The 26,310-nt window shown below is 40.2% G+C and carries 36 protein-coding genes and 2 pseudogenes; 29 read left to right on the forward strand and 9 right to left on the reverse strand.

Annotation, left to right across the window (positions count from 1 at the left end):
• Nucleotides 1-50: 50 nt before the first annotated feature.
• The 29 genes from OTK01_RS01555 (at nucleotide 51) to OTK01_RS01695 (ending at nucleotide 20,871) form a co-directional block, all read left to right on the forward strand.
• A complete protein-coding gene (locus OTK01_RS01555; RefSeq protein ID WP_269011641.1) occupies nucleotides 51-2,138 on the forward strand; it encodes a hypothetical protein in 2,088 nt (695 codons plus the stop codon).
• A 130-nt stretch (nucleotides 2,139-2,268) separates the two neighbouring features.
• Nucleotides 2,269-2,817, forward strand: a complete 549-nt coding sequence (locus OTK01_RS01560; RefSeq protein ID WP_269011642.1) for a hypothetical protein — start codon at nucleotides 2,269-2,271, stop codon at nucleotides 2,815-2,817.
• Between the two features lie 5 nt (nucleotides 2,818-2,822).
• The gene (locus OTK01_RS01565) at nucleotides 2,823-3,398 is read left to right on the forward strand and encodes a hypothetical protein (protein WP_269011643.1); all 576 of its coding nucleotides are present in this window, start codon (nucleotides 2,823-2,825) and stop codon (nucleotides 3,396-3,398) included.
• A gap of 227 nt (nucleotides 3,399-3,625) precedes the next feature.
• Nucleotides 3,626-4,576 (forward strand): ParM/StbA family protein, encoded by a 951-nt coding sequence (locus OTK01_RS01570; protein WP_269011644.1) that lies wholly within the window; start codon nucleotides 3,626-3,628, stop codon nucleotides 4,574-4,576.
• A gap of 265 nt (nucleotides 4,577-4,841) precedes the next feature.
• Complete coding sequence (locus OTK01_RS01575; RefSeq protein WP_269011645.1) at nucleotides 4,842-5,087, forward strand: hypothetical protein; 246 nt, start codon at nucleotides 4,842-4,844, stop codon at nucleotides 5,085-5,087.
• Between the two features lie 63 nt (nucleotides 5,088-5,150).
• The gene (locus OTK01_RS01580; protein ID WP_269011646.1) at nucleotides 5,151-5,897 is read left to right on the forward strand and encodes a hypothetical protein; all 747 of its coding nucleotides are present in this window, start codon (nucleotides 5,151-5,153) and stop codon (nucleotides 5,895-5,897) included.
• Nucleotides 5,898-6,129: 232 nt separating this feature from the next.
• Nucleotides 6,130-6,345 carry a hypothetical protein gene (locus OTK01_RS01585; protein WP_269011647.1) on the forward strand — a complete coding sequence of 72 codons (216 nt, stop codon included), beginning with the start codon at nucleotides 6,130-6,132 and terminating at the stop codon, nucleotides 6,343-6,345.
• Between the two features lie 98 nt (nucleotides 6,346-6,443).
• Nucleotides 6,444-7,406, forward strand: a complete 963-nt coding sequence (locus OTK01_RS01590) for a hypothetical protein (protein ID WP_269011649.1) — start codon at nucleotides 6,444-6,446, stop codon at nucleotides 7,404-7,406.
• Entirely contained in the window at nucleotides 7,403-9,307 is a 1,905-nt protein-coding gene (locus OTK01_RS01595; RefSeq protein ID WP_269011650.1) for a VirD4-like conjugal transfer protein, CD1115 family, read from the forward strand. Before OTK01_RS01590 ends, OTK01_RS01595 begins: the two co-directional genes overlap by 4 nt.
• A gap of 74 nt (nucleotides 9,308-9,381) precedes the next feature.
• Complete coding sequence (locus OTK01_RS01600; protein ID WP_269011651.1) at nucleotides 9,382-10,152, forward strand: S1 RNA-binding domain-containing protein; 771 nt, start codon at nucleotides 9,382-9,384, stop codon at nucleotides 10,150-10,152.
• A 16-nt stretch (nucleotides 10,153-10,168) separates the two neighbouring features.
• On the forward strand, nucleotides 10,169-10,333 hold the full coding sequence (locus OTK01_RS01605; RefSeq protein WP_269011653.1) for a hypothetical protein: 165 nt from the start codon (nucleotides 10,169-10,171) through the stop codon (nucleotides 10,331-10,333).
• 126 nt (nucleotides 10,334-10,459) lie between these two features.
• Nucleotides 10,460-10,765 carry a hypothetical protein gene (locus OTK01_RS01610; RefSeq protein ID WP_269011655.1) on the forward strand — a complete coding sequence of 102 codons (306 nt, stop codon included), beginning with the start codon at nucleotides 10,460-10,462 and terminating at the stop codon, nucleotides 10,763-10,765.
• A gap of 122 nt (nucleotides 10,766-10,887) precedes the next feature.
• Nucleotides 10,888-12,039, forward strand: a complete 1,152-nt coding sequence (locus tag OTK01_RS01615) for a Druantia anti-phage system protein DruA (RefSeq protein WP_269011656.1) — start codon at nucleotides 10,888-10,890, stop codon at nucleotides 12,037-12,039.
• Between the two features lie 80 nt (nucleotides 12,040-12,119).
• Nucleotides 12,120-12,446, forward strand: a complete 327-nt coding sequence (locus tag OTK01_RS01620; RefSeq protein WP_269011657.1) for a hypothetical protein — start codon at nucleotides 12,120-12,122, stop codon at nucleotides 12,444-12,446.
• A 60-nt stretch (nucleotides 12,447-12,506) separates the two neighbouring features.
• Nucleotides 12,507-12,785, forward strand: coding sequence for an HU family DNA-binding protein (locus OTK01_RS01625; RefSeq protein ID WP_269011658.1), 279 nt, complete (start codon nucleotides 12,507-12,509; stop codon nucleotides 12,783-12,785).
• Nucleotides 12,786-12,839: 54 nt separating this feature from the next.
• On the forward strand, nucleotides 12,840-13,121 hold the full coding sequence (locus OTK01_RS01630; RefSeq protein WP_269011659.1) for a hypothetical protein: 282 nt from the start codon (nucleotides 12,840-12,842) through the stop codon (nucleotides 13,119-13,121).
• Nucleotides 13,122-13,161: 40 nt separating this feature from the next.
• A complete protein-coding gene (locus tag OTK01_RS01635) occupies nucleotides 13,162-13,656 on the forward strand; it encodes a hypothetical protein (RefSeq protein ID WP_269011660.1) in 495 nt (164 codons plus the stop codon).
• A gap of 65 nt (nucleotides 13,657-13,721) precedes the next feature.
• The gene (locus tag OTK01_RS01640) at nucleotides 13,722-14,222 is read left to right on the forward strand and encodes a hypothetical protein (protein WP_269011661.1); all 501 of its coding nucleotides are present in this window, start codon (nucleotides 13,722-13,724) and stop codon (nucleotides 14,220-14,222) included.
• A 141-nt stretch (nucleotides 14,223-14,363) separates the two neighbouring features.
• A complete protein-coding gene (locus tag OTK01_RS01645; RefSeq protein ID WP_269011662.1) occupies nucleotides 14,364-14,729 on the forward strand; it encodes a hypothetical protein in 366 nt (121 codons plus the stop codon).
• Entirely contained in the window at nucleotides 14,726-15,112 is a 387-nt protein-coding gene (locus OTK01_RS01650; RefSeq protein WP_269011663.1) for a hypothetical protein, read from the forward strand. Before OTK01_RS01645 ends, OTK01_RS01650 begins: the two co-directional genes overlap by 4 nt.
• A 167-nt stretch (nucleotides 15,113-15,279) precedes the next feature.
• Nucleotides 15,280-15,609 (forward strand): hypothetical protein, encoded by a 330-nt coding sequence (locus tag OTK01_RS01655; protein ID WP_269011664.1) that lies wholly within the window; start codon nucleotides 15,280-15,282, stop codon nucleotides 15,607-15,609.
• A 125-nt stretch (nucleotides 15,610-15,734) separates the two neighbouring features.
• On the forward strand, nucleotides 15,735-16,277 hold the full coding sequence (locus OTK01_RS01660; RefSeq protein ID WP_269011665.1) for a hypothetical protein: 543 nt from the start codon (nucleotides 15,735-15,737) through the stop codon (nucleotides 16,275-16,277).
• 1,213 nt (nucleotides 16,278-17,490) lie between these two features.
• A complete protein-coding gene (locus tag OTK01_RS01665) occupies nucleotides 17,491-17,676 on the forward strand; it encodes a hypothetical protein (RefSeq protein ID WP_269011666.1) in 186 nt (61 codons plus the stop codon).
• 68 nt (nucleotides 17,677-17,744) lie between these two features.
• Nucleotides 17,745-18,269 carry a hypothetical protein gene (locus OTK01_RS01670; RefSeq protein ID WP_269011667.1) on the forward strand — a complete coding sequence of 175 codons (525 nt, stop codon included), beginning with the start codon at nucleotides 17,745-17,747 and terminating at the stop codon, nucleotides 18,267-18,269.
• A 68-nt stretch (nucleotides 18,270-18,337) separates the two neighbouring features.
• Nucleotides 18,338-18,823: a hypothetical protein gene (locus OTK01_RS01675; protein ID WP_269011668.1), complete on the forward strand. Its 486-nt coding sequence runs from the start codon at nucleotides 18,338-18,340 to the stop codon at nucleotides 18,821-18,823.
• A gap of 55 nt (nucleotides 18,824-18,878) precedes the next feature.
• Nucleotides 18,879-19,448 (forward strand): thymidine kinase, encoded by a 570-nt coding sequence (locus tag OTK01_RS01680; protein WP_269011669.1) that lies wholly within the window; start codon nucleotides 18,879-18,881, stop codon nucleotides 19,446-19,448.
• Between the two features lie 64 nt (nucleotides 19,449-19,512).
• Nucleotides 19,513-19,947 carry a hypothetical protein gene (locus tag OTK01_RS01685; protein ID WP_269011671.1) on the forward strand — a complete coding sequence of 145 codons (435 nt, stop codon included), beginning with the start codon at nucleotides 19,513-19,515 and terminating at the stop codon, nucleotides 19,945-19,947.
• A gap of 25 nt (nucleotides 19,948-19,972) precedes the next feature.
• Complete coding sequence (locus OTK01_RS01690; protein ID WP_269011672.1) at nucleotides 19,973-20,278, forward strand: hypothetical protein; 306 nt, start codon at nucleotides 19,973-19,975, stop codon at nucleotides 20,276-20,278.
• A gap of 65 nt (nucleotides 20,279-20,343) precedes the next feature.
• The gene (locus tag OTK01_RS01695) at nucleotides 20,344-20,871 is read left to right on the forward strand and encodes a hypothetical protein (protein ID WP_013433336.1); all 528 of its coding nucleotides are present in this window, start codon (nucleotides 20,344-20,346) and stop codon (nucleotides 20,869-20,871) included.
• Here the strand turns inward: OTK01_RS01695 and OTK01_RS01700 are convergent.
• The 9 genes and pseudogenes from OTK01_RS01700 to OTK01_RS01735 form a co-directional block, all read right to left on the reverse strand.
• A pseudogene (locus OTK01_RS01700) lies at nucleotides 20,862-22,564 on the reverse strand (IS1182 family transposase). The gene OTK01_RS01695 and the pseudogene OTK01_RS01700 overlap by 10 nt on opposite strands.
• A gap of 116 nt (nucleotides 22,565-22,680) precedes the next feature.
• Entirely contained in the window at nucleotides 22,681-23,442 is a 762-nt protein-coding gene (locus OTK01_RS01705; RefSeq protein ID WP_269011674.1) for a radical SAM protein, read from the reverse strand.
• Between the two features lie 21 nt (nucleotides 23,443-23,463).
• Nucleotides 23,464-23,739 (reverse strand): hypothetical protein, encoded by a 276-nt coding sequence (locus OTK01_RS01710; RefSeq protein ID WP_269011675.1) that lies wholly within the window; start codon nucleotides 23,737-23,739, stop codon nucleotides 23,464-23,466.
• Nucleotides 23,740-23,764: 25 nt separating this feature from the next.
• Nucleotides 23,765-23,980, reverse strand: a pseudogene (locus OTK01_RS13265) (hypothetical protein); the annotation flags it as partial.
• Nucleotides 23,981-24,087: 107 nt separating this feature from the next.
• Nucleotides 24,088-24,348, reverse strand: coding sequence for a hypothetical protein (locus OTK01_RS01715; RefSeq protein WP_269011676.1), 261 nt, complete (start codon nucleotides 24,346-24,348; stop codon nucleotides 24,088-24,090).
• Nucleotides 24,349-24,350: 2 nt separating this feature from the next.
• Nucleotides 24,351-24,725, reverse strand: a complete 375-nt coding sequence (locus OTK01_RS01720; RefSeq protein ID WP_269011677.1) for a hypothetical protein — start codon at nucleotides 24,723-24,725, stop codon at nucleotides 24,351-24,353.
• Nucleotides 24,726-24,730: 5 nt separating this feature from the next.
• The gene (locus tag OTK01_RS01725; protein WP_269011678.1) at nucleotides 24,731-25,144 is read right to left on the reverse strand and encodes a YopX family protein; all 414 of its coding nucleotides are present in this window, start codon (nucleotides 25,142-25,144) and stop codon (nucleotides 24,731-24,733) included.
• Nucleotides 25,141-25,524 carry a hypothetical protein gene (locus OTK01_RS01730; RefSeq protein ID WP_269011679.1) on the reverse strand — a complete coding sequence of 128 codons (384 nt, stop codon included), beginning with the start codon at nucleotides 25,522-25,524 and terminating at the stop codon, nucleotides 25,141-25,143. Before OTK01_RS01730 ends, OTK01_RS01725 begins: the two co-directional genes overlap by 4 nt.
• A gap of 27 nt (nucleotides 25,525-25,551) precedes the next feature.
• Nucleotides 25,552-26,310, reverse strand: a complete 759-nt coding sequence (locus OTK01_RS01735) for an ATP-binding protein (RefSeq protein ID WP_269011680.1) — start codon at nucleotides 26,308-26,310, stop codon at nucleotides 25,552-25,554.

The following is a 26,310-nucleotide window of genomic DNA, read 5'->3' on the forward strand; positions in this document are numbered from 1 at the left end:
CAGCAACAGGTAAAACATTTATTACAAACCTTTCTAACAAAATAGTTTATGTGGGTATTGGTCTTGTTGTCATTGCTTTTATGCTGGCATTTTTAAAGTTAATGTTCACCCAAAACGAACAGGAACATGTCCAGACAGCTCAATGGCTAAAGTATATTGTCATTGCCTGCGTTATTCTGGGAATTTTCACATCCATCATAGGCGTAATTTTAGGGTTTGAACAGAAATTCACAGATGCAATGAAAGTGCTGCCATCAAACCAGCAAGGTAGTGGTTCAACAAACCAGATAAATGACGACGAAGACATAACTTTCATTGGCAGGGTTATAACATGGATATTAAATGCAATTATCCAGCTACTTGAGTGGATTGGAAGACTGGCAGGTTTTAAACCACTTAACCAACTGCTGTTTAACAATACCGTGTTCTCTGAACAGGAGTTTAAGTTTTTGCTTACATTCTATTCATTTGCTGCTGTCTGTGCCACAGCTTTCATTGTTCTTATGGTTGGCAAAACTGCTATCCAGCTCACTGTATCAGGTCTTAATACAAGAAAAAGAGTAAATCTAATGGAAGAAATCACAACATGGTTTTATGTTGTTTTGCTGATTGCTGCAGCACCATTGCTGTTTTCCTTTATGTTCTGGTTCTTTGAAAAAATCACTGACTGGCTGTATGCTTATGTCAGAGCTGAGACAACGTATCTTGGTAACGTGGAAGGTACTGCTTCAAGCATAGCACGGTTCTTTGGATTCGGACTGGACGAAAACAAAATCGCACAGAATGGATTCATAGACACCTTGGCACTGAACCTTGGTACATCTAACCCTCTCAATACTGCTATTGTAAAATTTATATACGTTTTACTGTACTTCAAAATCAACCTTATATTCCTAACCCGGAGAATCATCCTTGGTGTGTTTTTTCTGTTCACACCGTTTGCTGCTGCTATGTGGGGGATTAAAAAAGATGCAAACGTCATGAACGTCTGGTTTGGAGAAGTCATCACAAATGCATCAATGGCATTCTTCTACGCGTTTACACTGCTTGCAGTTTTGCACCTTTTCACAGCAGTAGGTCTTGATGGCTGGCTGTTTGGAGCGATAGCCATGTATTCTGTGCCCAAAATAGCTGATACACTCAGAAATCTGCTGCAGAACTATTTTGAACGACTTTCCGGTGTAGATGAAATGTTGCTGGCTAACCCATTCTTCAGCAGTACACTCGCAATGATGAAAGGCGCTCAGAACGGTTTTGTTCATGCATTTGGCGCTCAATCTAAAACAAGTGAGTGGTCTACTGCAACAAGCAGTGGTGAATCAAATACTGGCAACCCGGCAGGCGGATTTAGCCCGACAGGTGGTGGTAGCGGCAGCGGTGGTTCAGGTGCAACGTTTACTGGCTCTACCAGCAGAACATTCGAAGGTGGACCAATACCGATGGGCGGTTTTTCAGGTGTGCCTGCTACCGGTGGTCCAAAACTTGAATTTGCATCTGCTTCAGGTTCTGCCCACGGTGGTTCAACAACAAGCCCATTGGACAGTCCGACAGGGTACAGAAATATCTACGCAGATACCGACGCAACAAGGAAAGCTTTCGTGAGAAATTTAAACGCAATGACAGCCGGAAGCAAATTATACAGAGCAGGACAGTTCCTGCAGGGTATTGGGGAAACACTGGGCAGAGACAATCCCGCTTTCCAGGCCTTCTCATACCTTGCAGGAGGCGTAATGAAATCTGTCGGTGCAGGTAACAGGATAGGACAGGCTATAGACCTGACAACCCTTGAACGAATGTCACACATGCAGGAGTATAAACAACACTTTGCTAACCTTGCCCCAGTAGTCAATAAATTGACTTCCGAAGGCAAATATGGTGTTGTGATGGACGCTATAAGAAAAGGTGATGCAAGCATTCTTGCAATGAATGGGATTACAATGACAGATGAGATTTCAAACTCTGTTTTGAAACTCTCTGAGGCATTCAAAGGCGAAAGAGAAATTACAAAGAAACAACTGGGTATCAATGAAATAGTTGCTGCTAAAAAGCTGGGACATGGTTACGAAAACTTTGAAAGGTACTTTGCACAAAAACATCCCTACAAAGACGCAGCAGAAGCGTTTATATTCAAAGTCTAAAAAAACAGACCCTGCTACTTTTGGACAGTAGCAGGGTTTTGTTTTTGTGAAAACATGTTCCCGGTAGTTTTTGCAGTTTTGCTGTGGTATTTTTCTGAAAAAACAAAATACGAAAGGAGAGATTCTATTCATGCAAAATAACAACCCCAATTTTAATCCATTTGATGTGATGGTGGATATAGGCGAATGCTACGCTAAAGTGGTTAAACTGCCCGAAAATGAAAAAGAACTTTGCACCGAACCGGAATGCATTGAAGATGCCAGGTACATGGTCGTATACGAAGATGGAGATGAAAAAGTGTATTTATGCAAGAGGCATTATGATTTTATCAGGACAAACACTTTTTGCTATGTTATCGAAAACATCCTTGATAGCAGCAGTGTTAAAGAAATACCGGTGATCTTTGGTGAAAACAGAAAAACAAAAGTCTCATACATTGGTGAAATCAGCAGCATACTGCAGGAAACTGAAGAATATCTCAAAGCAATGGGGTTGCTTGAAAACGAAGAAGTGCTGGATCAGGAGACTTTTTTGACAATGCTCAGGTCCTATGACAGGGTTGCATATGCGGACGTGATTGAAGACAGAATATTTGCCTATCTTCTGGACGAATTTAACGACGAGTATGTAATAACCGAAAAAGAATGGGAAGAAATAAAACAGAGATTGGGGGAGTAAATAGCATGAACGATATGCTTGATATACTGGACAGAGCAAGAATTGCTCTGCTTTATCCCAAGAACGAGTCAAAGAGAGAAAAAATTGAATACGAATTATCTGATAACATGCACTGTTCAATCTGCGGGGAAAAAGCGCACTACAGACTCTCCAGAACACCTGCATGGTTCTGTACACGCCATTACAATCAGCTTTTAAATCGTTCACTGTGGGATTTCATTGACAGGTATCTTATTGAAATGGACCCGCTTGCAGTTCTGTACCTTGAGTATAAAGATAAAAATATCAACCTTGAAGTGTGGTTCGATGACAAATTGATGAAAGGAATTCAATACTACTTCAGAGATGTTGGGTTTAGAAACTTCAGACTGGATAAAGAGACATTTCTGACAGTTGTGAGGAGTTGCAGTGGAGTTGCATATGCTGACTGGATTGATAACAAACTCATAACCTTCATGATACCCGTTCATGATTGTCTGATTACAAAACAGGAGTGGGAATTTATAAAACAAAGGGTGATTAGAAAAGGACTGCTCAAGAAGGTACAAATAAACAATAAAAGCCCTGATTATGATTTCTAATCAGGGCTGAGTTATATGCATGGGGGAGGAGAATACCCCCAACTGTTTTCTGCAAACTATTTAAACGCAAACTCATATTTTGGCTAACTGCTCAATTTCAGTATACCAGAATAGAATGCGAACAAAAAACCGAACACTGAAAAATTTTTGCCTGTGAGAATGAGACTTTTCTCACAGGCTTTTTTTATTTTGCGGGCAACAAAAATTTCAAAGGGGGAAGGATAGAAATGAAATGCGCTGTTGATGTTGGCTTTGGTTTTACAAAGGCAGTGAATGAAAAGGGAAAAGAAGTGATTTTCCCATCTGCAGTAGCAAAAACTTTTATGACCGACATTGGGCTAAAGCCCACAAGTGACTACTTTGTAACCTACATGAATCAAACATATGCAGTAGGAAAAGCAGCAACACAGTGCTTGATTACAGAAACAAGCTTTTCTGAAGACAGATTTGTAAATGAGTTTTCAAAATTGCTTGTTCTGACAGCACTTATGGCACTCGAAAGCGACAAAGAAGTTGAGCTTGGTCTTGGTCTTCCGTTAATGCTTTATCCAAAACTGAAAGACAAGGTAAAAAACTACTTTGAGTTTGCAGAAGAAATAATCATTGACGCCAACAATATAGCACACAGCTATCACATTGCAAGATGTGAAGTGTTTCCTCAGGGCGTCGGAGCTTTATTTTCAATCTCATCCCCAGTAGAAGATGGAACATACTGCATTTTAGATGTTGGTTTTCGAACAACAGACGTGATTGTTGTTGAAATCAAAAACAAAAATATAAATCCGCTGCTTGACATGTGCTTTACTGTTGACAAAGGAATGTCATTAGCAGTTGAAAGACTTGGTCTCATGATTGAAAGAAAGTACGGTGTGAGCTACGACACGAGCCTGCTTTTTGACATCCATGAACGCTCGCATATATCTGTTCGTGGCAGAAAGATAGATATTGAACCACACAAAAAAGAAGTTTTTGGTGCTATAGCAGACGACATAGTACAGTCTATTTCAAGAAGGCTGCAACGTGGTTTTGATACGTTCGACGGAGTGCTTGTCGCAGGCGGTGGAGCTTTCAACGTTGCATCTGTCCTCCAGAAGGAATTTAATAATGTTCAGGTACTCGACAACGCACAGTTTGCAAATGCAAAAGGATATCTGCATCTTCTTCACATGTACGAGTAACACTGTTCTAAAATGCAATGCGTTGTAAAGGCTTGTGACAATTAGCTTACAAGTTATCAAATAATCAAAATTGTAATGCAGATATTTGAAAAATTCACTTTTCAAAACTAATTTGCATTACAAAAATCAAAGTATAAATGGCTATCATAATGGTAATTACAAGCAATAGACTTGCATTGCAATATTGCATTGCAAAATAAGATGGTAAAGTGTTCGGATGTGTGATAAAATAAGCAATAGAGTTGCATTGCAAAGGTGATATTTTATGAAGAAAAACTTAACAATAAGAATACCTGAGGAACATCCGATATGGCAAGAAAGTGAGAAAACGAAAGTGATTCTCGACGCTCTGGAGTTATATTATGCAACAAAAGCGGTCGTGTCAGGAACTATCAAGCTCAAAACAATCCAGATAGACAACACTGAGCAAAACAAACAACAGCTGGAAACTGGACTTGGTCTTGACAAAAAATCGGTCAAATCCCTCCTTGACGCTTTTTCAAAACTGTAAGGCAGGGTTTAAAACCCTGCCTTTTTTTGTTGAGAAAAATCAAATTAAAGGAGTGTGCTGAAAGTGTCAGACCCAATCACCAGAAGTTTTAAAGAATTAATAGAAACTTACGAAAAAGCTATGGAAGACATAGAAAGAAACATTTACAAAGTACGCAGGGCTTTGCAGAGAAGTGAAAACACTTTACTGTTCCTCGACCCTGCACTGCTTGAGGAACAGGGCATACACATCAACCCAACACTGCTTATGGATACTTTTGAAGTGTCCTGGGACGACAACATTTTGCAGATACTCATATACGACATACCACCAAGGTATAAAGTTACCAATAATTATGAAACCATTTACTGGCGGGAACTAATATCCAATGCAGTATACTCTCTCGAACAAGAACCACATTTTGAACAGGCATTCATCTGGTTTGAATTCTATGTGCCTGATTCAGTTGCAATAAAAGCGGATACAGACAACAGGATGGTAAAAACTATTATAAATGCTCTTGTTACTACACGAGTTATACCCGATGACACAATGAACCACATGGCTTTCGGTTGTATTGGCTTTCCTATTGACAATCCTTACCCCAAAACTGTAATCAAAGTAACCGACCTTTCAAACATGCACAAAATAATCTCCGCTCAACCCAGCAGCGAAATAGCAAACAAAGAACCAGTAAAGTCAGAACAATTATACAAGAAACTAACAGATAGATTGCCAAGGAGAAATGAGCAAGAATACCAGAAAGAGGATAGCAATTTACAGGAAAGCAAACAGCAAAAATACCAGATAGATGAAGAAGAATGGCTGTAAACTATTATAAAAAATGGTGCATAAAAGCCAAAAGTTTATAAACTATTCCACCCTGTATACCATCCGATGTACCATATGGTATAAACCCATAAGTTTACACAGTTTATCATACCATCCATAACACCACCCATTATACCATATAATATACCACTGTCTGAGATAGCACCAGAACTGTTATCTGTGCCGCAGTTTTAAAAACAGTGGGAAAGAAACAGGAACGCAAAACTAAGTTTTGCGTACAAAAGCAGTGAATATTTACCACTGCAACAGAGTAACGGAGAGATGGAAATGGCAGGGAAATGGTACAGGCAGACACATGGTAACAAAAGCCAGTAGCGTAGTAATTACCAGCAACAAGCCAGCAAAACCCCAAGTTTTGCTGGCAATAAAACCAGTAGATACCATCAGTAATGGACACAGGCTATTTACAGGGAACAAGTTACAATAATAGCAATTAGCACACAACAGACAAAAAGCCCAGTAGCATGTTAAATGAAGCAATTGGACTTATTTAGCAAAAACATAACAGGGGGTGTGTTATAAGATATGGTACAGATAAATGAAAAAGACAGGCAGTTGATAGATTTGATACTGAAGTACAAGATGTTACCGTACAAAGTAGTGAAGGAAGTTTACAATACAGGGAAGAGGAGTGCATATCACAGACTTGAGAAGTTAAAAGATGATGAGATAGTAAGGAAGATAAGCAAGGAATACGTAACATTGGGCGAAGAAGGTATAAAGTATGTTGAAGATGAATATGGTATAAAATTTAGTCCGTTGCCCAATCCAAGGAGCCCGATGACAGTGAGCAGGTGGAAGAGCGTATTCGAGATAGGTTACAGACCGCATATACGAAACAATTTTACTACATGCTGGGATTTTAAGTCAGAGAAAGGAATAAGCGACAAGAACAAAGTACTGGGCATTGCAAATGGGTACGGGATATTCAAGATACCGCAGAACATGAGCAAGAAGGCGATGACAGAGATACTGACAGATGTAGACGAGTTATGCGACCACAGGATAGAGAGATTTATAGTGCTTTGTGAGAGCGGGGAAAGGTTACAGGAGTTTACAGAAGTAGCAAGCAGTAAAAACTCAAAAGCCAGGGCGATACACGTGTTACCTTACAGCAGTAGCGGGATGCAGCTGATGGATGTTATAGTGGCCATTCCTGACTGGAAACAAAAAGTGATAAATGCAGTCTACAGCAATGTTATGCCCAGTAGATACCCATTTTTTGATTGTGAAGCGAAGGGAAGGCAGGTGTATGTAGGTATAGATGGAGAAATACTTAGCAAAAGCAATGTGAAGAGTAACGTTATAAGCGGGATACGTGCAGAGGTAGAAGTGCTGTGCTTAGCGAAGCAGGAGTGGAGATTTGCGGACATACCAGGAGTGAAGATAAGAACGATAGCATTCAAAGATTTTTTACAGGCAGTAGGTTATGGACAACCTGCCGCATCCAGCAACAACAATACAAAACAGGAGGCAGATAAGGTATGAAAAAAGTACTTGGAATTGCAGCAATACTGGCAATTTACTATTTGATGATGGCATACCTGATAGGGATGTTCCGCGGAGCAATATCACAGGACGCATGGGAAATGCTGATGGCAGGCAAGAGTCCGAAGGTAACGATACAGACAGACCCGGCAGTAGCGCTGGGTAACGTATTTCGCAGTCCAGAAGTTTTAAAGATCTGGTTTGGCATTGCAACTGTGCTGCTTGTGGTAGTGGTAGTGTTCATATTTGCTTACAGGGAAGAGTTGAAGATGCACTTTGGCAGGGAAGTACCGGCAGATGAAAGAAACACATATGGTTCTGCGGACTGGATGAAGATGAAGGAAGCGAAGAAAGTGTTCAAATTCGGAAGTGAACAAAAAGGAATACTGCTGGGCAAGGTGAATGGGCAGAAGATAGTGCTGCCAGCAGACACGAAGTACAACAAACACATAGCAATTTTTGGTGCACCGGGAACAGGGAAGTCAAGAACGTTTGCGCGACCGAACATAGTACAGATAGCGAAGATGGGACAGAGCATGATAATCACAGACCCGAAGGGAGAACTGTTCGAGGACATGGCGGTGTGGTTGGAAAAGCAGGGGTATGATACAAAGGCTTTGAACCTTGTCAATATTGAGTGCTCAGACCGGTGGAACCCGCTGGACGTGATTCAAGACGATTTAGATGCCACAGTGTTTGCGGATGTAGTTATCAGGAACACCCAGACAGGGGTGAAGAAAGCAGGCGGAGATCCGTTCTGGGACAGGGCGGAACTGAACCTGCTCAAAGCTCTTGTGTTGTACATCAAAGAAACCAGACCACCGGAGGAACAGAATCTTGGAGAACTGTACAGGTTGCTGGCAACAACAAACATGGCAGGGTTGCAGAACATGTTCATGAGCATACCGAATGACCGTGCGAGTAAAATGGCATACAACATATTTGCACAGGCTTCAGAACAGGTAAGGACAGGTGTTATTATAGGGCTTGGTACAAGACTGCAGGTGTTTCAGAACAGGCTTGTCCAGAAGATGACACAGGTGAGCGACATAGATTTGGAGGCACCAAAGAAGAGAAAAGTTGCATATTTTTGTATCACGTCAGATACTCACAGCGCATATGATTTTTTGTCGTCACTATTTTTCAGTTTCCTGTTTATAAAGTTAGTAAATCTACATGACACAACCACCGACCAGGAAATAAGAAATAGAGAAGTATACTTTATACTTGATGAATTCCCAAACATAGGTGAGATACCGGACTTTACAAAAAAGATTTCAACCATTCGTTCAAGAAGATTGCACTGTGCAATCATATTTCAAAGTATATCACAGCTTGAAAACAGATACCCTAACAATCAATGGGAAGAGATTCTTGGAAGCTGTGACACTAAATACTTTTTGGGTTGCAACGATACAAGGACGGCGGAATATATATCAAATGTCCTTGGGGTTAAATCAATCCACACCAGCAGCAAATCAAGAAAAGGCGGTTTTGAAGGATTAAGTGAAATAGAAAGGATAACACAGTCAGTGGGAAAAAGACAACTGCTCACTCCTGACGAAGTGGCAAGGCTTGACAACAAAAATGCGATTGTGATACTCAGGGGACAAAAACCACTTATGGTTGAGAAGATTGATATAAGCGAGCTGAAAGAAAGCAGGGAATTAACGGTCAGACCTGTGAAAGACTATTTAAGACCGTGGGCAGTAGAAGTTTTAAGCCAGCAGTCAAATCAGAATACAGTTGCGACAGCAGAGAAAACTGATGCAGATTCACAGGTAGAAACCGGAGCGTCAGCAGTCCAGCCGCAGGTAAACACTGCACAAACACGAACTATTTCTCCACCGCCAGTAGGAAGTAAAGAGCAGGAAGCAACAGAAAAAGATGAACTGCTATAAGCCCTGAGCAAACACTCAGGGCTTTTTTACTGGCACTTTAAAAAACAAGTTTGCAGGGAAGGGAGAGATGAAAAATGCAAAGCACATCACAAACAAAAACAGACAGAAGGATTTATGAACTCCAGCAGGCACTAAAAACAGGGAAAATTCTACTGGGTGAAGTAATAACCAAAGAACAGCAAAACGACAAATGGTATGCAGTTGTGAAATGGAAAGGACTGAGACTGTACTGCGATGAGGCGGAGCTTGGGCTGCAGGAACAGGTGAAAAACAAAGCGGACGCCCTGCTTGGAGCTTTGATTGAGTTTGTTGTGGTAGCCCAGCAGCACGGCAAATTTTACATTTCAAGGGTAAAGGCAATGGAGAAGCGAAGAAAAATCTGGCAGGAGAAAGTGAAAGAAGGTGATATTATAGAAGGCAGGATAACAGGAGTAACACCACGCAACGCATTTGTTGAAGTGTTAGGGTATGAATTTGCCCTGCCGGCAGAAGAAATGCTGTGGAACTACACAAATGATTTGAGAAGGCATTTCAAGATAGCAGACAGGGTTAAGGCAAAAGTGATAAGCAAGGATCCACCGAAAATAAGCGTCAAAGAAACTCTGTCAAACCCGTGGGATACACCACCAACTGTGTCGGTAGGTCAGGTTGTTGCTGCGCCAGTAGACGCCATTGCACCTTTCGGGTTTTTAGTTAGGCTGGACGACGGCAAACAGTGTCTGTGTCCGCCGTACTCGAATGCGAGAGAAATACCAACCATTGGCACAAAGGTGGTGGTGCAGATACAGAAAATTGATTTAGAGAAAAAGAGAATCTTTGGAACGATACAGAGAATACTGAGATAAGAAAGGATGATGGGGCTTGGCACCAAAACTTATACCGGTCTCTCAATTAATTGAGAAGTACGACAAAAGACCGGCATGGCAGAAGAAAATATCTGATATGATAACCCATCTGCAGATTATGCTTATCAAAATCAAAATAAAAATCAAAACAGCTTGCAGAAGAAAAAACAGAGTGGTATAATAATAACAACAGATGGGTAAAATGCAAGAAAAAAGTATCTACAGGAATGTAAAAATAAAAGCTCCGGCCTTTTTCAACCGGAGCTTTTTGTTTTTTGTAAACCTTTTAGCAGGGAGTGATGCGAACATGGCGAATTTGTTTGAGAGTATTGATGATTATCTGAATTTAGCTGAAGAAACATTGAAAGACGCCAGATTTAAGGGCAGGGTTTTAAGAACGTTCAAAAAACTTCCGACAGGCAGTAAAGGAGTAATAATAGAACCTTTTCCAGTAGTTGTAGAAAAATTTTCAAAACCAAAATACAAATTTGAAACCTGGCTGATAGGACATGTTCAGTCAATGGTAACAGGTGAGATACTGTTATTTTTAGCAAGTACAGGCAAAACTGTTGTAAGCAAAAAGCCCGAAAACTTCTTTGGCGGTCTGTTTTAGCAAAAGCACCTGCAGCAGAGAAAAAAGCTCTGGTAAAAAGCCAGAGCTTTTTGTTTTTTGGGGTGCATTTTCAAAAATGGTGGTATAACAATAATAGCAAGCAGAGAAGGAGAATTTGCCAAATGAGCATGGCAGCATATCAACTTTGCTTTGCTGAGTATGTCGATGCACTCAAACAAGAAATTTTGCAAGAACTTGAAAAATTCCAAAAGTGCTTAAATACCACAGACAAAGAAAGCATGAGAAAACTTCACGAGATTGCAAGAAGCGAAGAAATCAAAAAGCACAGAGATTTTCTTCTAAGCGAAAGTCAAAAGATAGTAAACACGTTTTTTGCAGACGGCTTTGAAATAGAACCTGAGAAGATAGAACCTGTTCTCATCCCGGTAGAAAACGACGCACAGAACAGCATATTCAAGACTGCACGATTCACGTGGAGCCTGCCATATACAGAAGGCTATGGCAGACGGTTAAAGTTTTTGATATTCGACAATCACAACGGCAAGCTGATGGGTATTTTAGGTTTGCAGTCGCCGGTGCTGGGACTGAAGGCAAGGAACGAGTATTTGGGACTTGGCACGGGTGCAGAAAAACTCAAGGTGCTCAACCGTACAATGGACATATACACACTTGGGGCAGTGCCACCGTACAACTTTCTGCTGGGCGGGAAACTGATGGTATTAAGTGCAGTTTCGAACGAAGTGAGGGAAGCATATCGCCGCAGGTATGAAGGAAAAACAACGGAAATAGAGAAGAATACAATAGACGGGCGCTTGATAATGCTGACAACCACATCTGCATACGGCAGAAGCTCCATCTACAATAGAGTCAAATACAAAGGCAATCTCACCTGCATACCTGTTGGGTATACAGAAGGGCAGGGTACATTGTTCCTGACCAGTAGTCTATGCGAAAAAGTAAGAGAATACCTGCAAAACAAAGGCGTGAAAGTTAAAAGCGGCTATGGGAACGGACCAAACTACAAGTTTAGACTTGCAAAAGCGCTGGCAAAACAGCTAAAATTGGAAGGGATTGAGATTGAACTTGTAACCCATGGTGTGCAGAGAGAAGTGTACGTGTTCCCGCTGATTAAAAACCTGCATGAGTATGTCAGAGCACCGGATACAACTAGACCAGATTACTACGATTACCCGTTTTCTGAGCTGGCGAACTACTGGAAGGAAAGATACTGCCTGCCCAGGAGTAAAAGAAACAGGGAATGGCAGGCATGGCGAAAGGAACAGGCATGGCAGGACATTGCTAGGTTCTTATGAGTCTTTTTTAAAAGCAGGGAAAGTTTTTAAAAAGCGTGGTATAACTATAATGGAAGCAAAAGAAGAAGGGAAGTTGAATAATGTCAAACAACTACAGCTGGTTTGTTATTTTGCAGAGATGGTGGAGAGAACAAGAGAATGAGGAAATTTTTGAATTTGAAGAAGGTGAAAACGTGAACATGAAATGGCTAAGAATTAAAGACGAATGGTTGCCAGTTAACAAAATAAGAAAGATAATGATAGAAGATGGAATACTTTGTTATAAAATAATCTTAGAAGTACAAGCTCAACGCTACATTCTTTCTACATTCAAGAAGCATGAGGAAGCTGAAGAATATGTAAGACAACTTTTAAAAGCCATAATCCAGCAAGACATAATAGAAATAGAAACAATACAGAACACCTAACAAACAACAGGCAAAAAGCCTGTTGGAATAAAAACAAACTCTGATGGGGGTGTGTTTTAGATGTCAAAAGAAGAGTTAATCAAAGCAATGTCCCAGAAGAGCGGACTGACAAAGAAGGATTGTGAGAAGGCACTGAACGTATTAACAGACGTTATTACTGAAACCCTGGCAAGGGGTGAAAAGATTCAGCTTGTAGGTTTTGGGTCATTCGAAGTAAGACAGCGTGCAGAGCGAAAAGGTCGAAACCCGCAGACAAAAGAAGAGATCATCATCCCGGCAACAAAGGTGCCTGTATTCAAAGCAGGCAAAATGTTAAAGCAGGCTGTAGTTGCAAAGTAGGGGCAGGGAGACAGACCTGCCCTGTTTACTTTAAGAAGGGGAGGTGAATGAGAAGTGAAAACTCTGGATACCATGGTGAATGAGCTGGAAACAACAATTGGAGCAGAAACAGGAAGAGACCCGTTCTGGGGACAGGCAGAAATAAAATTGCTCAGGGCACTGGTATCATATGTGAAAGAAGCAAGACCTGCGGAAAAACAGAATCCAGATGAAGTGTTAAAAATACTCCTGGTCAATGAGGGAAATTTAAACAACTTACTTGCTGACATTCCAAACGATATAGCCAGAGCAGTTTTTGCAAGTCTGAGGACAAGATTAATAAGACAGGGCAGGTAAAATCAAACCTGCCCTGTTTTATTTGCCGGAGGCGATGATTTTGGGTACCAGAAAACAACAGCTAATAACACTGCTGGTTGTAGAAACTGGCTTTTTAGTTCTCTGTATCAGTATACTGTCTCTTGTTAACAGAATATACACTGAAAATTTCACACTAAAAAGCGCACAGAGCCTGTACATGGTCAGCAAAGCAAAAGAAGCAAATGCATCACAGTTGCTTGGACTGATATATGAAGGGAAGACTATGGTGTTCAGAGATGATACAAACTCATACATTGTCTTCCCGGTAGACTCAGAAGGATTCCGGCAGCCATACAGGGTTCAAAAGAAAGTTATCGAAAGACTGCAGAGTGATAAACACGTACAGAAATATTTAGAAAAGTTCAAAAAAACTACTGAGCTTTCGAACACTTCATTCTACAATGCAGTAGATAACGAGATAACAAGTTACCTTGTTGTTTATGATCTGATAATAGTTCTCATCTTTGCAATTGTCATGATTGTTGCATGGGGAATGATAACAGGTACTGAGTAATCGCCCGGCAGGTTCCAAGCCTGCCTGTTTTCTTTAAAAACATACAGTGAGAGGAGGATACAACCATGAGTGTAAAGGATTTCTGGGAAAAGTGTACTGGTGAAATTAAAGGACTGAGTGAAGTTGACAGAATAGTGTACGTTGTTTTCACAGAAGATACGGAGAACGATGAACAATTTTACAAACGGTATATAAAAGCACTAAACATGGAATTTGACGAGAATGAATGCAGGACGTTTGAAGCAAGGTTGGGACTCCACGGGTATTCGAACAGAATTGCAGACATAGTTACAGATGAAGCACTTGAAGATGATGAAAAACTTGCCGAACTGCTGTACAGCAGAGGAAGGACACATGAAACGTTGATAAAACTGCTTATATTTTATGTAGCACAGAAAATATGGAGAAAAGTACATGATACGGTTTTTGACCGTGCGAGGGAATCAGGAGGCGAAATTCTAAGACTTTTCCCGGACAGAATCTTCTATGAAGACGAGAAAAAAGCATTCCTTGACTTCTTTGCATACTTGAGAAAATACAGTCATCATCTTATGAAGGGAGAGTAACAGAAATGAGGATAAAAAAAGTACGAAATTGAAAGAATCATCAAATGTATTCCCAGCAATCACATAGAATGGAGTACTGAAGAGAAACTCTGTGTATCAGACATTCTGGACACTCTCTTATGTCGGATTGGAATGAGTTCTTTGTTTCGTATGTTTGGAATGTTTTACAAGTGTGAATACTCATCATGTGTTAAAGAGATAGTAGACAGGATAAAACGCAGCGAAGGTGGAATGAGTTTGTTCAGAAAGGCACTGCTTGACATAAAATACGATGGTGTACTTCAGGAACTGTACGAAAACCTTAGAACAGCATTCATGGATGAGTTCGCAGGTTTGATAGTTTTGAGATACCTGGGGAAAGCGGTTTTGCATGATACGGCAAAGGAACTGGGTGAAGAAATAAACCTGAAAGATGGAGCGAGCGTATACGAATTTGCAGGTCAGATAAGTGATGCACTTTTCGCAGAGGAAATACGAAAAAGAATGAAAGGAGACGAAAAACAATGATCCCACCTGATTGCAAACTTATAATCGGTCTTCCAGAGACAATCCAGGAAGACACAATAATCATATACCATGACGAAAAATACGATGGATATGACAGAGAAGAAAACGATGACAAAGTGCATGTGTTTGAACAGTATCTTTGGCCAGAAAAAATAAGAATATTTTTCACCACTCTCAATTTGAACGACCTGACACTTGTACAAAAACTGAGAGACAGAGTACAACAGTATATTCAAAACAAAACACAGCTTGACATTATTGTTGTGCCGGTAACAGATTTTTCAATTAGAGAAGCAGACATTGTAACCATTTCCCCTGCTGTCGTCTTCCGTGAAAGTGGGAAGCGAAAAGTGAATTTTTACTTTTCCATTCTTCAACTGTGACACCATTCGTTGCAAAAGTAAAGTAAAAATTATGGTACCAAAATTAAAAAACGTGGTATAATAAATAACAGAAGGCGCAAACAAGGTCTCTTCCACTCCCCGGGAAAATGCAAACTCCCCTTGCATGGAAGTTAGCCAATCAAAGTAAGCAAGGGGGAGTGGAAGAGATGGAAGAAAAGTCACCATACGTACCAACCAGAGTAATAATAGACGGAATTAAATGCAAAATTGAGTGGAAAGACCATGCACTTTCACGCTGCGCCAGAAGAAAAGTACCGGAATATAAAATCAAGCAATTGTTAGAAATATCACCCGAAATTCTTGATTATCCAACTGAGACAGAGATCATTATTCAGGCAAAATGGTTTGCCCCAGTAATCATAGTTAAATGCAACGGAACAGATATCGAAATACATATTAAAACAGTGATTGACAAGTCCAATGTAACACCCAAAAAAGAAACAGACATAATAATCGACAAAAGATTTTTTGAGTAAAAAAGTGAATAAATGGAGAGTAAAAAGGCAAACAGGGTGGAGGCAAAGGCTGTGGGAAGACAGCCCGGTTGTCGCTTTCCACCCTTTTGCCTTTAATAAGACCTTATGAAAGGGGTAGATAGAAAATGGCAACAGTCAAGTTTGCAGAAGGTTTAAAAGAAGACAGAGAAGTGTTAGAATTTGTAGAAAGACAGATAGCTGAATACAATTTAGACAACGAAACATTCGAAGAAGAAGAGCCGATGTTTGCATTTACAAGCGAAGAAGAAGACCTTGCAACAAGAGTGATAAGACGAAAAGATAAGACATACGTCATTGAGTGGTACACAAGAATCAGCGAATACTTCAAAGACAACGAACCAAGAGAGTTCAAAGAATATACCCTTCCAAACGGCAGAAAAGTCAAAGTTTGCTTCGCACCATACTTCCCGCCAGAAGATCTGTTAGAAGACGCCGAAGAAGACGAATACCCACCAAAAGACAAAGTGCTCAAGTTTGTATTAGAGTGCCTTGTGAATGATGACACACCGATAGGCGAAGAAGCAGCATACTACGATGTAGAAAAAGACAAAATCACAGCAATTTTCAAGAGACTCTCAAAAGACGAATACGAAATAGAAGAATACTACCGCTGCAATGCAGTGATAGACAAGAGAGAGTTTGAGTAAACCACTGGGCAGGTCCAAAGCCTGCCTGTTTTCATACAGGCTACTGGGTGGGGAACTATTCCCTGCCCAGTAGCAATTAGAATCCAAAAGGGAGATGATTTTTCTTGGATGAGCTGCAAAGAAGACGATGTCTGAAATGTGATTACCTGAACAATGATATCCCGATCAACAAAAAGAAACCAAACTGCAAAAACTTTCTAGACTGCGAAGTGTACAATGTTACGATTAAATTAAAGATGCGAATTCAATATCTGCGTGGCGAAATAGGTCCTATGTTTATATGTGCTAAAGATAGCTGTACAGTGGAGAATTTTAAATTTTAACATTTTGTTTGCAAAACCACTGTCATGTTCAAAAGACCTGAAAACACAACATTTTGAGATACCCGGAAGTTCTGTCCGGGCTTTTCGTGCAGCCATCCCCTGCCAGAAGGTTCAGAACTCCCCGTTCAGGACAGTTCTACAAGAAAGGCCAACATTTGTTCGCTATTTAAAAGCAAAGCACATGAAAAGCAGGTCTTTGCAAATGTAGTCTGGGGCAGGTCAGCTCAAAAGCCCGGACAGGAAACAGCACATGGGCAAAAACACAGTAAAATCAAGGATTTTGGGTAACTGCAAATTCGCAAAATGAATAAAGGCTTAAAAATCGCATTGCAAATGTGCAGGTAATATAAAAAATTACCTTTCATGCAAAAATCGTTCAATGTAGGGAAAAAGCAAACGGTTTCATGGGGTATTTTTGGGGGTGTATATGCTGAACTTCCAACTTCAATTTCAAGACCTGGGTGTTCCCCGGAAACCTTGAAAATACTAAGTTTCAAGCTCATAAAAATGCCGATCTGGGCTTTGGAATCAGCCGAAACAGCAACAGACGACAAACAGCGACGGAGTTTTCAAAGGGGAAAACCGACAATAGCGAACAAATGTTAGCTTAAAGTTAGAAGGCAATCACAAGGCAGGTTTTAGACTTTTGCAGCGTTGGGCAGCAGAAAAGCCAGCTAAAAAGCCCGGACTGGTATTCCTGCCCGGTAGAAAAAAGCTGTTGCAAACAAAAGTTTTTGTGGTATAATAAAATCAGGAAGTGAATATCGAAAAGTTTGCCAATGAAAGTTAGCCCTGAGCTGGGAAGCGGAAGCTTCCTTCTCAGGGCTTTTCGTTTTTATTACCCCCGCAATTGGCTGTTTGCCAAAAATAGTTTGCAGGGGGTATTGGATATGAACCTGATCCAAAAATTTTGTTCCGAAGTTTGTCCGTATGGTGGTTCTGAAAAATACCCGGGTTGCAAAGTTTTAAAAATGTTGAATAACGATGAGCGCTGTCCGGCATGGCTGCTTGCAAAGTATCTCAGACAAAAAGTCAACAAAGAACTGGACACAGGAGAAGAAAAAGAAGACCGGTAAGCAGGGAAAGGGAATCTCCTTTCCCATGGCAGTTTGCCAGAAATAGTTTGCAGGGAGGTTGGAAAAAAATGAAGTTATCCTGCGGTGGTATACTGGTAAGTCCCGAAAACTTCAAGTCCATCAGAGTAATAAGAGACCAGAAGACTGATATGGACAACGTGGATGTTTGCACATTCAACGGTATCATGAGAATTTTCAGCATATACAACCAGAGAACTGATTTGAAAAGCTCACCGGCAGCAAGGTTCGTAGAATTGTTGCTACAAAAACTAAGAATACAGGTATTTAGAAGTTACAAACCTTTGGAAGACTACGATCTGGGTAAAGCGTTGTTTGTGCAAACAACATATTCTGATGATGATATCTACTGGGTCAATGCAAAGTATATCAGACAGGTAAGGATAGACAGCAAAAAAACAACATTTGGAGAAGAATATACAGTATTTATTGAAAACAGTCTTTCTGAAGAGTACCCTGTAATTCACACACTCGACAGGACAGTAGCAGAAAACTATGTCAACATGCTTCTTAAAATCCTGCAGGAAAGCGTAATAGAAGTTGAAAAGCTGATAAGAGACTTTGTATGCTGGTAAAAAGTTGTGCAAGGGAGTTTCCCTTGCTCTGGAAGTTAGCAAATCAAGGTTTGCAGGGGTGATGAGTAATGGATAATCTCATCTACAAAATTCCTGTGCCAGAAGAAAAGGCAAAAAAAGAGTTACAAAAGTTTTTAGAGTACTTTGAACAGGAAGAAGGCGTAAACTGCCTGCAGTTTTTCAAATCAGAAGACATTATCTACGACATTGCCTACTGGGCAAGGGTAACAAACGATAACTGGCCGCTTGGTGGGACAGTGTGGTCGTACGAACCATGGGAACACTGCCAGAAAACGTATCTCATACACACAGATGGTACAATAGAAGAAGTAGACGGTTTTGAGTTTTTCGAACTGCAAATCTGGAAAGTTTTCGAAAAGTACCCGCACAAACTTCTAACGACAGGATATATCGTTATCGTAGAGATCCACGGAGATGTAGCAACAATCTGCTACACAGAAAACACCACAGCAGTCCAGAACAAGATACTCAGGATAATCAGGGAAAAACAAGAAATCAGGCAAAAAATTCAAAAGCTACTGGCAGGGTTATAAGCTCTGCCAGTAGCTTGGAAGTTTGCAAAAATAAAGTTTGCAGGGGGAGATAAGTGTGATTAATAACTATGTTGGCAAACTGATAGTATACACCGGAAGTATGTTCAGCGGGAAAACGACGCAACTTCTGGAAACCCTGAGAAGGTTCCAGATAGCGGGATATTCAACTATGCTGTTCAAACCATCAATAGATACACGGTACAGTATTTCGGAAGTTGTTAACCATCCCAAAAACTACAGATTTTCTGCTGTCAGTATCGAATATATAGAAGACATAGAACGATATGCTGAAAGTGTCCAGGTTATTGGTATAGACGAGTTCCAGTTTATCAAATCAATATTTGGTCCTCTGAAAACAATCGACAAATTGCTTCTCAGGGATAAAACAATAATTATTGCAGGACTGGACATTGACTTTAAGGGAAGACCATTCGAAAGTATGAAAGAAGTACTGCCTGTTGCGGATTATGTGTACAAGCTGCATGCAATATGTGTTAAGTGCGGACAGGACGCATGGATCTCTCACCGTACAACAGACGAAGGGGAGAGAATCGTAATAGGCGCAGAAGAAAAGTATCAACCTTTGTGCAGAAGGTGCTTCTACAGAGTCACTCAGGGGAAGTAAAATCTTCCCTCTCCCTTTTTGGAAGTTAGCCAAACAAAGTTAGCTGGAAGGGAGAGGGTTTGTCATGTCCGAGTTGGCGAGGGAAATTGCAAGGGAAATCAAAGAAGTAAAAGATGCTTTTCTGGACACGCTGCAGGAACTGTTCAACCCAAAGTACCCTGTTCAAAAACTTGGCTGGAAGCAGGTATGGAAAACAGTTAACAGCAAACTACCGGACGATAACTCTTACAGAAACAGGTATGGCAAAGGAAAACCGTATCCGGATAAAGACGTCATCAAACTGATAGAAGCAAGATTTGACGGTAAAACACTGGAACTTGCAAGGCACAGGGTACTGTTTAGCATTGTCAGAACACCCGATGGCTTTGTGGAATGCTACAAGCTTTTCCAGCAGTTTGAACGTACACCGGCAAAAGAAGCAATAGAAGCAATAGAAAGAGCACTCGATACAGATCTGGGCAGTATCAACGATATGTTTGTAAAGATGTATGCTTATTAAGAAGGCAGGGGAGTAAACCCTGCCTGTGGTGGTTTGCCAAAAACTGTTTGCAGAAAGGGGGATTAATTTGAGCATCACGCAAAAAGAAGTAGAAACATTTTTAGAAGAGTATAGAAAGTACCTGTTATCTCAGGTTGAGGAAATTAAGGATATCCTGCAAACCCTGCCAGTAGACGCAGTAGAAAGAGCATTCTCATATAAAGATGCTGCTAAGATTGCCGAGAAACTCAAATATTATCACAGTATGTATCAAATTGGTCTACATGCTTTAGAAGAAGTTTTTGGTAAAAACAAAATTAGCTTTTCCATAAGGGGAGTTAACGTGGTATAATCAAATTAGAAACTTCCCCTTTGCCCGGCAGTTTGCCAAACAAAGTTAGCAAAGGGGGCATATAGATGGAGACAGGTACAATGCCAAACCAGAACAGCAAACCAGGGAAATTGCCAGCAATAACTGCAAGGTTGCTTGACAACAAGATTGACATGCTGCGTCTGGAACTGAAACAGGAAACAGCAAATATCAGACGTGAAATTGCTGAAACAAGAACAGAACTTAGTTCTAAAATCAACGAAACAAGAACTGAATTGAGCAGTCGAATCAACGAAGTCAGGGCAGAATTAAAAAACGATATAGCTGACCTTAAAAATGACATTGCAAGAGAAATGGGCAATATCAAAAGTGAAACAGCCGGGTTCAAAAATGATACCGCAAAAGAAGTAAACGGCGTAAGAAACGAGACAGCAGCAATCAGGAACGAAATAGCAGCTGTCAGGAACGAGATAGCAGCAATCAGGAACGAAATTGCCGATATCAAAAACACTTTTCGCTGGAACACTGTCGGTATAATAGCAGCGCTACTGATGGGTTTTGCAGGTATAATTGCAGCTATAATCATTCCACAGATGATACTAAATCACCACTGAAAAGAGGCTGTCCAAAAACAATAATTTTTAATAACCAGAATCGAGGATTTAATGCCATTAAATGTTAATATTGAACTATGCAGTAAACAAAAAGAGGGTTGGGTGGCAGTTTTACTCCAGCCCCTATTATTATCTTCGCTAATTTTTCTATGTTATAGGCAATACAAACCAAACCCCACTCAAGCTTTACACCCTTCATACCCCTGAGCAGGAATCTCCTAAACCCTTTATTGTTCTTTATTATCCCAAATACTGTCTCAACTTCTATCTTCCTTTTTTCGTAAATCTCTTTGCCTTCTTCACTCAATAGCCTTTGCCTTACCTCTTCCTTCAATTTCTCTAACCTAGGTCTTATACTAAATCTCTTCTTCCATCTTTTACCTTTATAACATTTTTCTCTGTGTTCACAGCCATTACAAATCTCTTCGCATTGATATACCTTCTCATAACTTACAAATCCTCTCTCATTTGCACTTATCTTCGGATACAAATATTTAACCTTCTTACCCGCAGGACAAATATAGGCATCTTCTTCAGCTATGTACTCCCAGTTCTTTACATTAAAAATATCCTTCTTAAATCTTCTTGTCTGCTCCATGTCAAATGTGTTATACTTAATGTAGCTATTTATGCCACATTCTTTCAGATGAAGGTAGTTTTCTTCAGACCCATAGCCACTGTCTGCTACAAGGTTCTTGGGCTTGTGGCCTGTTATCTTCTCCACAAGCTCAAGGTGTTCCTTTAGACAGACAGTGTCTGTGGGACTTTGGTGGATGCTAAAACCTATCACAAATCGGTTCTGTGTGCCGATTTGCACATTATACCCAGGTTTTAGCATCCCATTTTTCATATGGTCTTCCTTCATCCTCATGAATGTGGCGTCATTGTCTGTCTTAGAGAAACTGTTCCTGCCATTTAAAATCTGTTCGTAATTCTCATACTTTTTAAGTCTGAAAACACAATCGTTCTTCAACACTTTTACCAACTTCTTCACTCTTTTCTCTTTCCTTTTGCTTTTAAATTCAGCCTCCTCAAGCTTTCGATTTATTTTTTCAACACTTTCTTCTAATTGCTTGCTATCATAGTCAGTCTCTAACTTCACATCTAAATCTCCTAATGCCTTATCTTCTTCTTCATTTATCCTTTCAATCTCTTCAAGTATGTTTTTCACTTTTTCTCTTAACTTCTTCTTGAAAGTTCTTGTACTTTTAGCCCATACAAATGTGTACTTGTTTGCATTAGCTTCAATCTTTGTCCCATCGAGATAGTAATACTCGAAGTTTACGTACCCCAACTCTACAAGAAGCTCAACCACTTCGGCAAAAACATCTTCAATTGTATCTCCCAAAATCTCTTTTCTAAATCTGTTGATGGTTCTAAAATCAGGCGTTTGGTATTTGGCAAGCCACATGAAGGTAATATTCTCTTGCAAAGCCCTTGCTATTTTTCTTGATGAATAAATACCCTGTATGTAGGCATAGATTAAAACCTTTAGGAGCATCAATGGGTGGTAGCTGCTTGTGCCACCACCTTTATATTTTTCTATTAAACTTGAGATGTCTAGTTTATCAATGATTTTATCAATTGTTCGTACCAAGTGATTTTGAGGGATAAAGGCCTCTGGGTCAATTGGCATTAGATATTGGTTTGGATTGTAATTTTTGAAGACCACTTTATCATGTTTGCGAGCCATTGTCGCATCCCCTTGTATTATCATTTTTGATATATTATATCAAAAATATATCACTATGTCAAAAGAGCAAAATTAAAGGGACTATCCACTTATCTTTTTGGACAGCCCCTTTTCTTTTATCTCACATTCTCAACTTCCTTCTTAATCACCACTTCTATTCCTTTCTTCTCCCCAAACTCAAGTACTTTCAAAGCCATTTCACGATAGAATTGGTCTGGTTTTGGATAATTGAGCTTTCCATAATTCCACCGCCCAAAAACTATCCTGTTCACAAAACTGATGCTTTCCAGCAGTTCTTCTATGTCCTGTTCGATGATATTGGGAGTTGGATAAGGCTCAATGCTAACCCATGTTTTAAAACCGCACATGTGCATTGCAAAAAGACTTTTGAGCCGTTCATTGGCAGGTGCTGTGTTTGGTTCGTATTTTTGCCTGAACTTTTCCGAAAGCGACACCAGAGTTATACCAAAACTGTTTTCGGGATGATTTGAGACTTTTGCTACATCCAGTGTGTAAACGCCCTTTGTCAGTGTTCTCACAGGAATACCATGAGAGTTAATAAAAGCAATTACATCGCAGGAAAGTTTCACAACTTCCGGCCGGTTGTACATGAACGGGTCTGTCGCAAAACACATGTTGATGTATCTGACTTTCCCTTTGAGTTTCGGCAGTTCTTTTTCCAGAAGCTCAATTGCATTTTCAACAATCTTAGGTTTGGTCCAGTCTTCGTACGTGATGTTTCTAAACCGCTTGTTCATCAAAAACGCATAGCAGGGATATCTGCAGCCGTGAGCACAGCCCAGGACATGGTTCAATGCATAGTCGCCGTATTCAACACCGGTTCTGTACAGCAGTTGCTTTCTAATAACTTTCTCCAACTGTATCATCTCCCCTGTGGTTCAAAATCTTGGTTCAAACTTCTCACAGGCACCATCGTCAGGGCTCACCCACTGCTGTTTTATCTCACACACAGCAAAAGGTTCCCATGGCTTTGGATTGTGCCTGCAGGAAAAACATCTGTGCTGCATGTACTCTTTATAATCACAGTTTCCACAGAGTTTTTCCACAACATCCTTAACAGGACACTCCAGCCCAAAATCATACAAAAGCTTGCAGTATGAGTGCGGTGTACCACCTATCTTCTTGTTGTATCTGCAATACCTGCAATACTCCATGTCTTTCAACCCCCAGTAGCTATTTTCAGCCCGAAACTATTTGACCGCTCAGAATCATTAAAATCAATTTCGCACCATCATGAAAACCATTCCGGTAACTGTTTAGCTCCGCAAGATTCATAAGATACATGTGCCTGTCCAGCAGCTTGTTAATAAGATCCAGTACTTTCTGTTCGTCCTCAGCAGTCGAAGTTAAAATTTCAATATTCTTCTTTATTTCCCTGACAAGATTTTCAAACTCTTCTTTTGTCCTGCACCACTCCTAGTTGTTCTCAAGCTCTTCCCGGTACTCAACAACCGCATTATAGATCAGATTCTCAAGAAGCTCTTCTATTACCGGTCTTGGCATTATTCATCACACTCCTCATCTTCCAGATCTTCTTCATCATCCTCCTCAACATTTTGCAAATATTCTTCTCTGTCAATCACAGTGATGTATTCCTTTTTGATGTGCATGACGTCAGCCAAAAATTCACGCAGAGCTTCTACTTTCTCGACTGTATCAACGGACCGGTTAATTTTGATTTTTGAATACACCGTGACATAATTGCCGTTCCCATCAACACCCCATTTTGCCTGTTCGCTTACCCTGAAATAAATGTACGACATAATTAATCACTTTCCTTTGAAAGAATTTTTTCAATTTTTGCAATCAATTTCTCGATATCACCAAGCTTTAAATCAACAATAAAAGCCAGTGTATCAACATAGTTTGCTGCTTCATTCAGACCACTTCTTTTCAGTTTTGCTGCCTTCCTCTTGAGTGTGTCTTTCAAATTGCGCTGTTCCACAGAAACACCATATAAGATATTTCTAATCTGTTTTAGTTCCTGTGTTTCCAGTACTCTGCCGTAGAGATACTCCGCTGTCTCACACAGGTTTTTGATTATGTCTCTATCACGTTCAGGATAAACAGTACCCTTTGTAATCGTAACATCAAATTCCATTTCTCTGTAACGCTTCACATCTTCAAGAGACAAAATCATCAGAATCACTCTCCTTCAAGGTTTGAAAATATATCTCCTGTGACCCTGCATTTTTTAACCCAGTAGCCTAAATCCTGCCGCAGCATTTCATTCTTTTTCTCTTCCAGAAAATAAACATAAAACCCAATGTGTTTGTTTCCATACTCGCCAAATTTGATGACTGCTTGTTCAAATTCTTCCTTTACAACTTCAATTTCTATCACATCACCCTCATATATTGGTTGTCCACACCTGTCAGACACACCTGTGTATTGTCCAACAGTTTCAGGTATAACAAGTACTTTCGCAATATCAATATCTTCTGCCTTTATGTGCGGGATTATTGTGACTGCGGAATTCCAGCGGAGATAATCACCGTATAACCATTCACCGGTAGCTCTGCTTTTCCCACGAAAATTTATCTCTCTTGGTACTTTCACCACTGGTCACCGTCCTTATTTTCATCGTCTTCAACGTTTTGCGAATTTTCTTCTTTCAGTGTATTTTCAATAACTGCCAGCGCCCGGGTTACATCTTCCTTTACTGCTTCTTCTGCTTTACCCCTGAGATGTTTCACAGCTATATATGGTGAAGGTGATACCGCAGGACTGCAGCAGTGAACAAGCAAGCCGAACAACTCCCACAGGTCATCTCTCGTTAATCTGTCTTTATCTCTTTTTGAAATTCCGAAATAATAAAGAGCTTTGATGTAATATACCAGTTCCGGTTCGTATTTCTTTACAAATTCGTCTGGATGTTCTCTATAAATGGTTTCCAAAACTTGCAGCAAACTTTCTTTCATTCTCTGGCTGTAACTCATAACTAGAACCACTCCCTTCAAGAATCTTTAACTGTTTAAAAGTCTGTTTACAATCTGAGCTTTTTGATAGGCAGATTTGAGTCTTCTGGATGTACCGCCAATTTCTACTGGGCAGCACATCTCTATAAGCCTATCAAAAATACGAATCCCAAGCTTTTCTTTCAGTTCTTCAAGGTTATAGTTTGTGGTTACAATCAGTGGCTTTTCATCACGGTACCGCATATCCACAAGCATGTACAGTTTCTCAACAGCCCAGCCAGTAGAACTCTCAGCTCCCATGTCATCTAAAACTATCAGATCAGCATTTTTAAAATTGTTCAAAACTTCAATCTCCATCTCACCGGAAGAAGAAGAATACAGCTGTTTGAGCTTTGCAAGAAAACCTATCGTGGATACCGCAATAACTGGATAGAACCTTTCAATGAGATAGTTTGCAATACAAAACGCAAGAAACGTCTTCCCTGTTCCCGATGGTCCATAAAACAAAAGTCCAACATTCTGCCTTTTCATTTCTTCAAACTGTTCACAGTAGTTTCTGGCAAGACGGTAAAACTGTTCATTTTCAGAGTCTATCTTGAAATTTTCAAAAGTGCACGACTCAAACTTCCTGTCCATAAGCGAAAAATTTCTCAACCTTTCAAGTCTCAGAGCTTTTTCTCTTATTTTCTGCAACTGTTGATGTTTTTCGTATTCCTGCTTCTGGCACCCGCACGCACACGGAAGTTTTCTTATCAACCCGAATATCTCAACTTCAGTCCAGAGCCTGCTGCCACATAAAGGACACAC

The organism is Caldicellulosiruptor acetigenus (assembly GCF_026914305.1).
GTDB classification, from domain to species: domain Bacteria; phylum Bacillota; class Thermoanaerobacteria; order Caldicellulosiruptorales; family Caldicellulosiruptoraceae; genus Caldicellulosiruptor; species Caldicellulosiruptor acetigenus.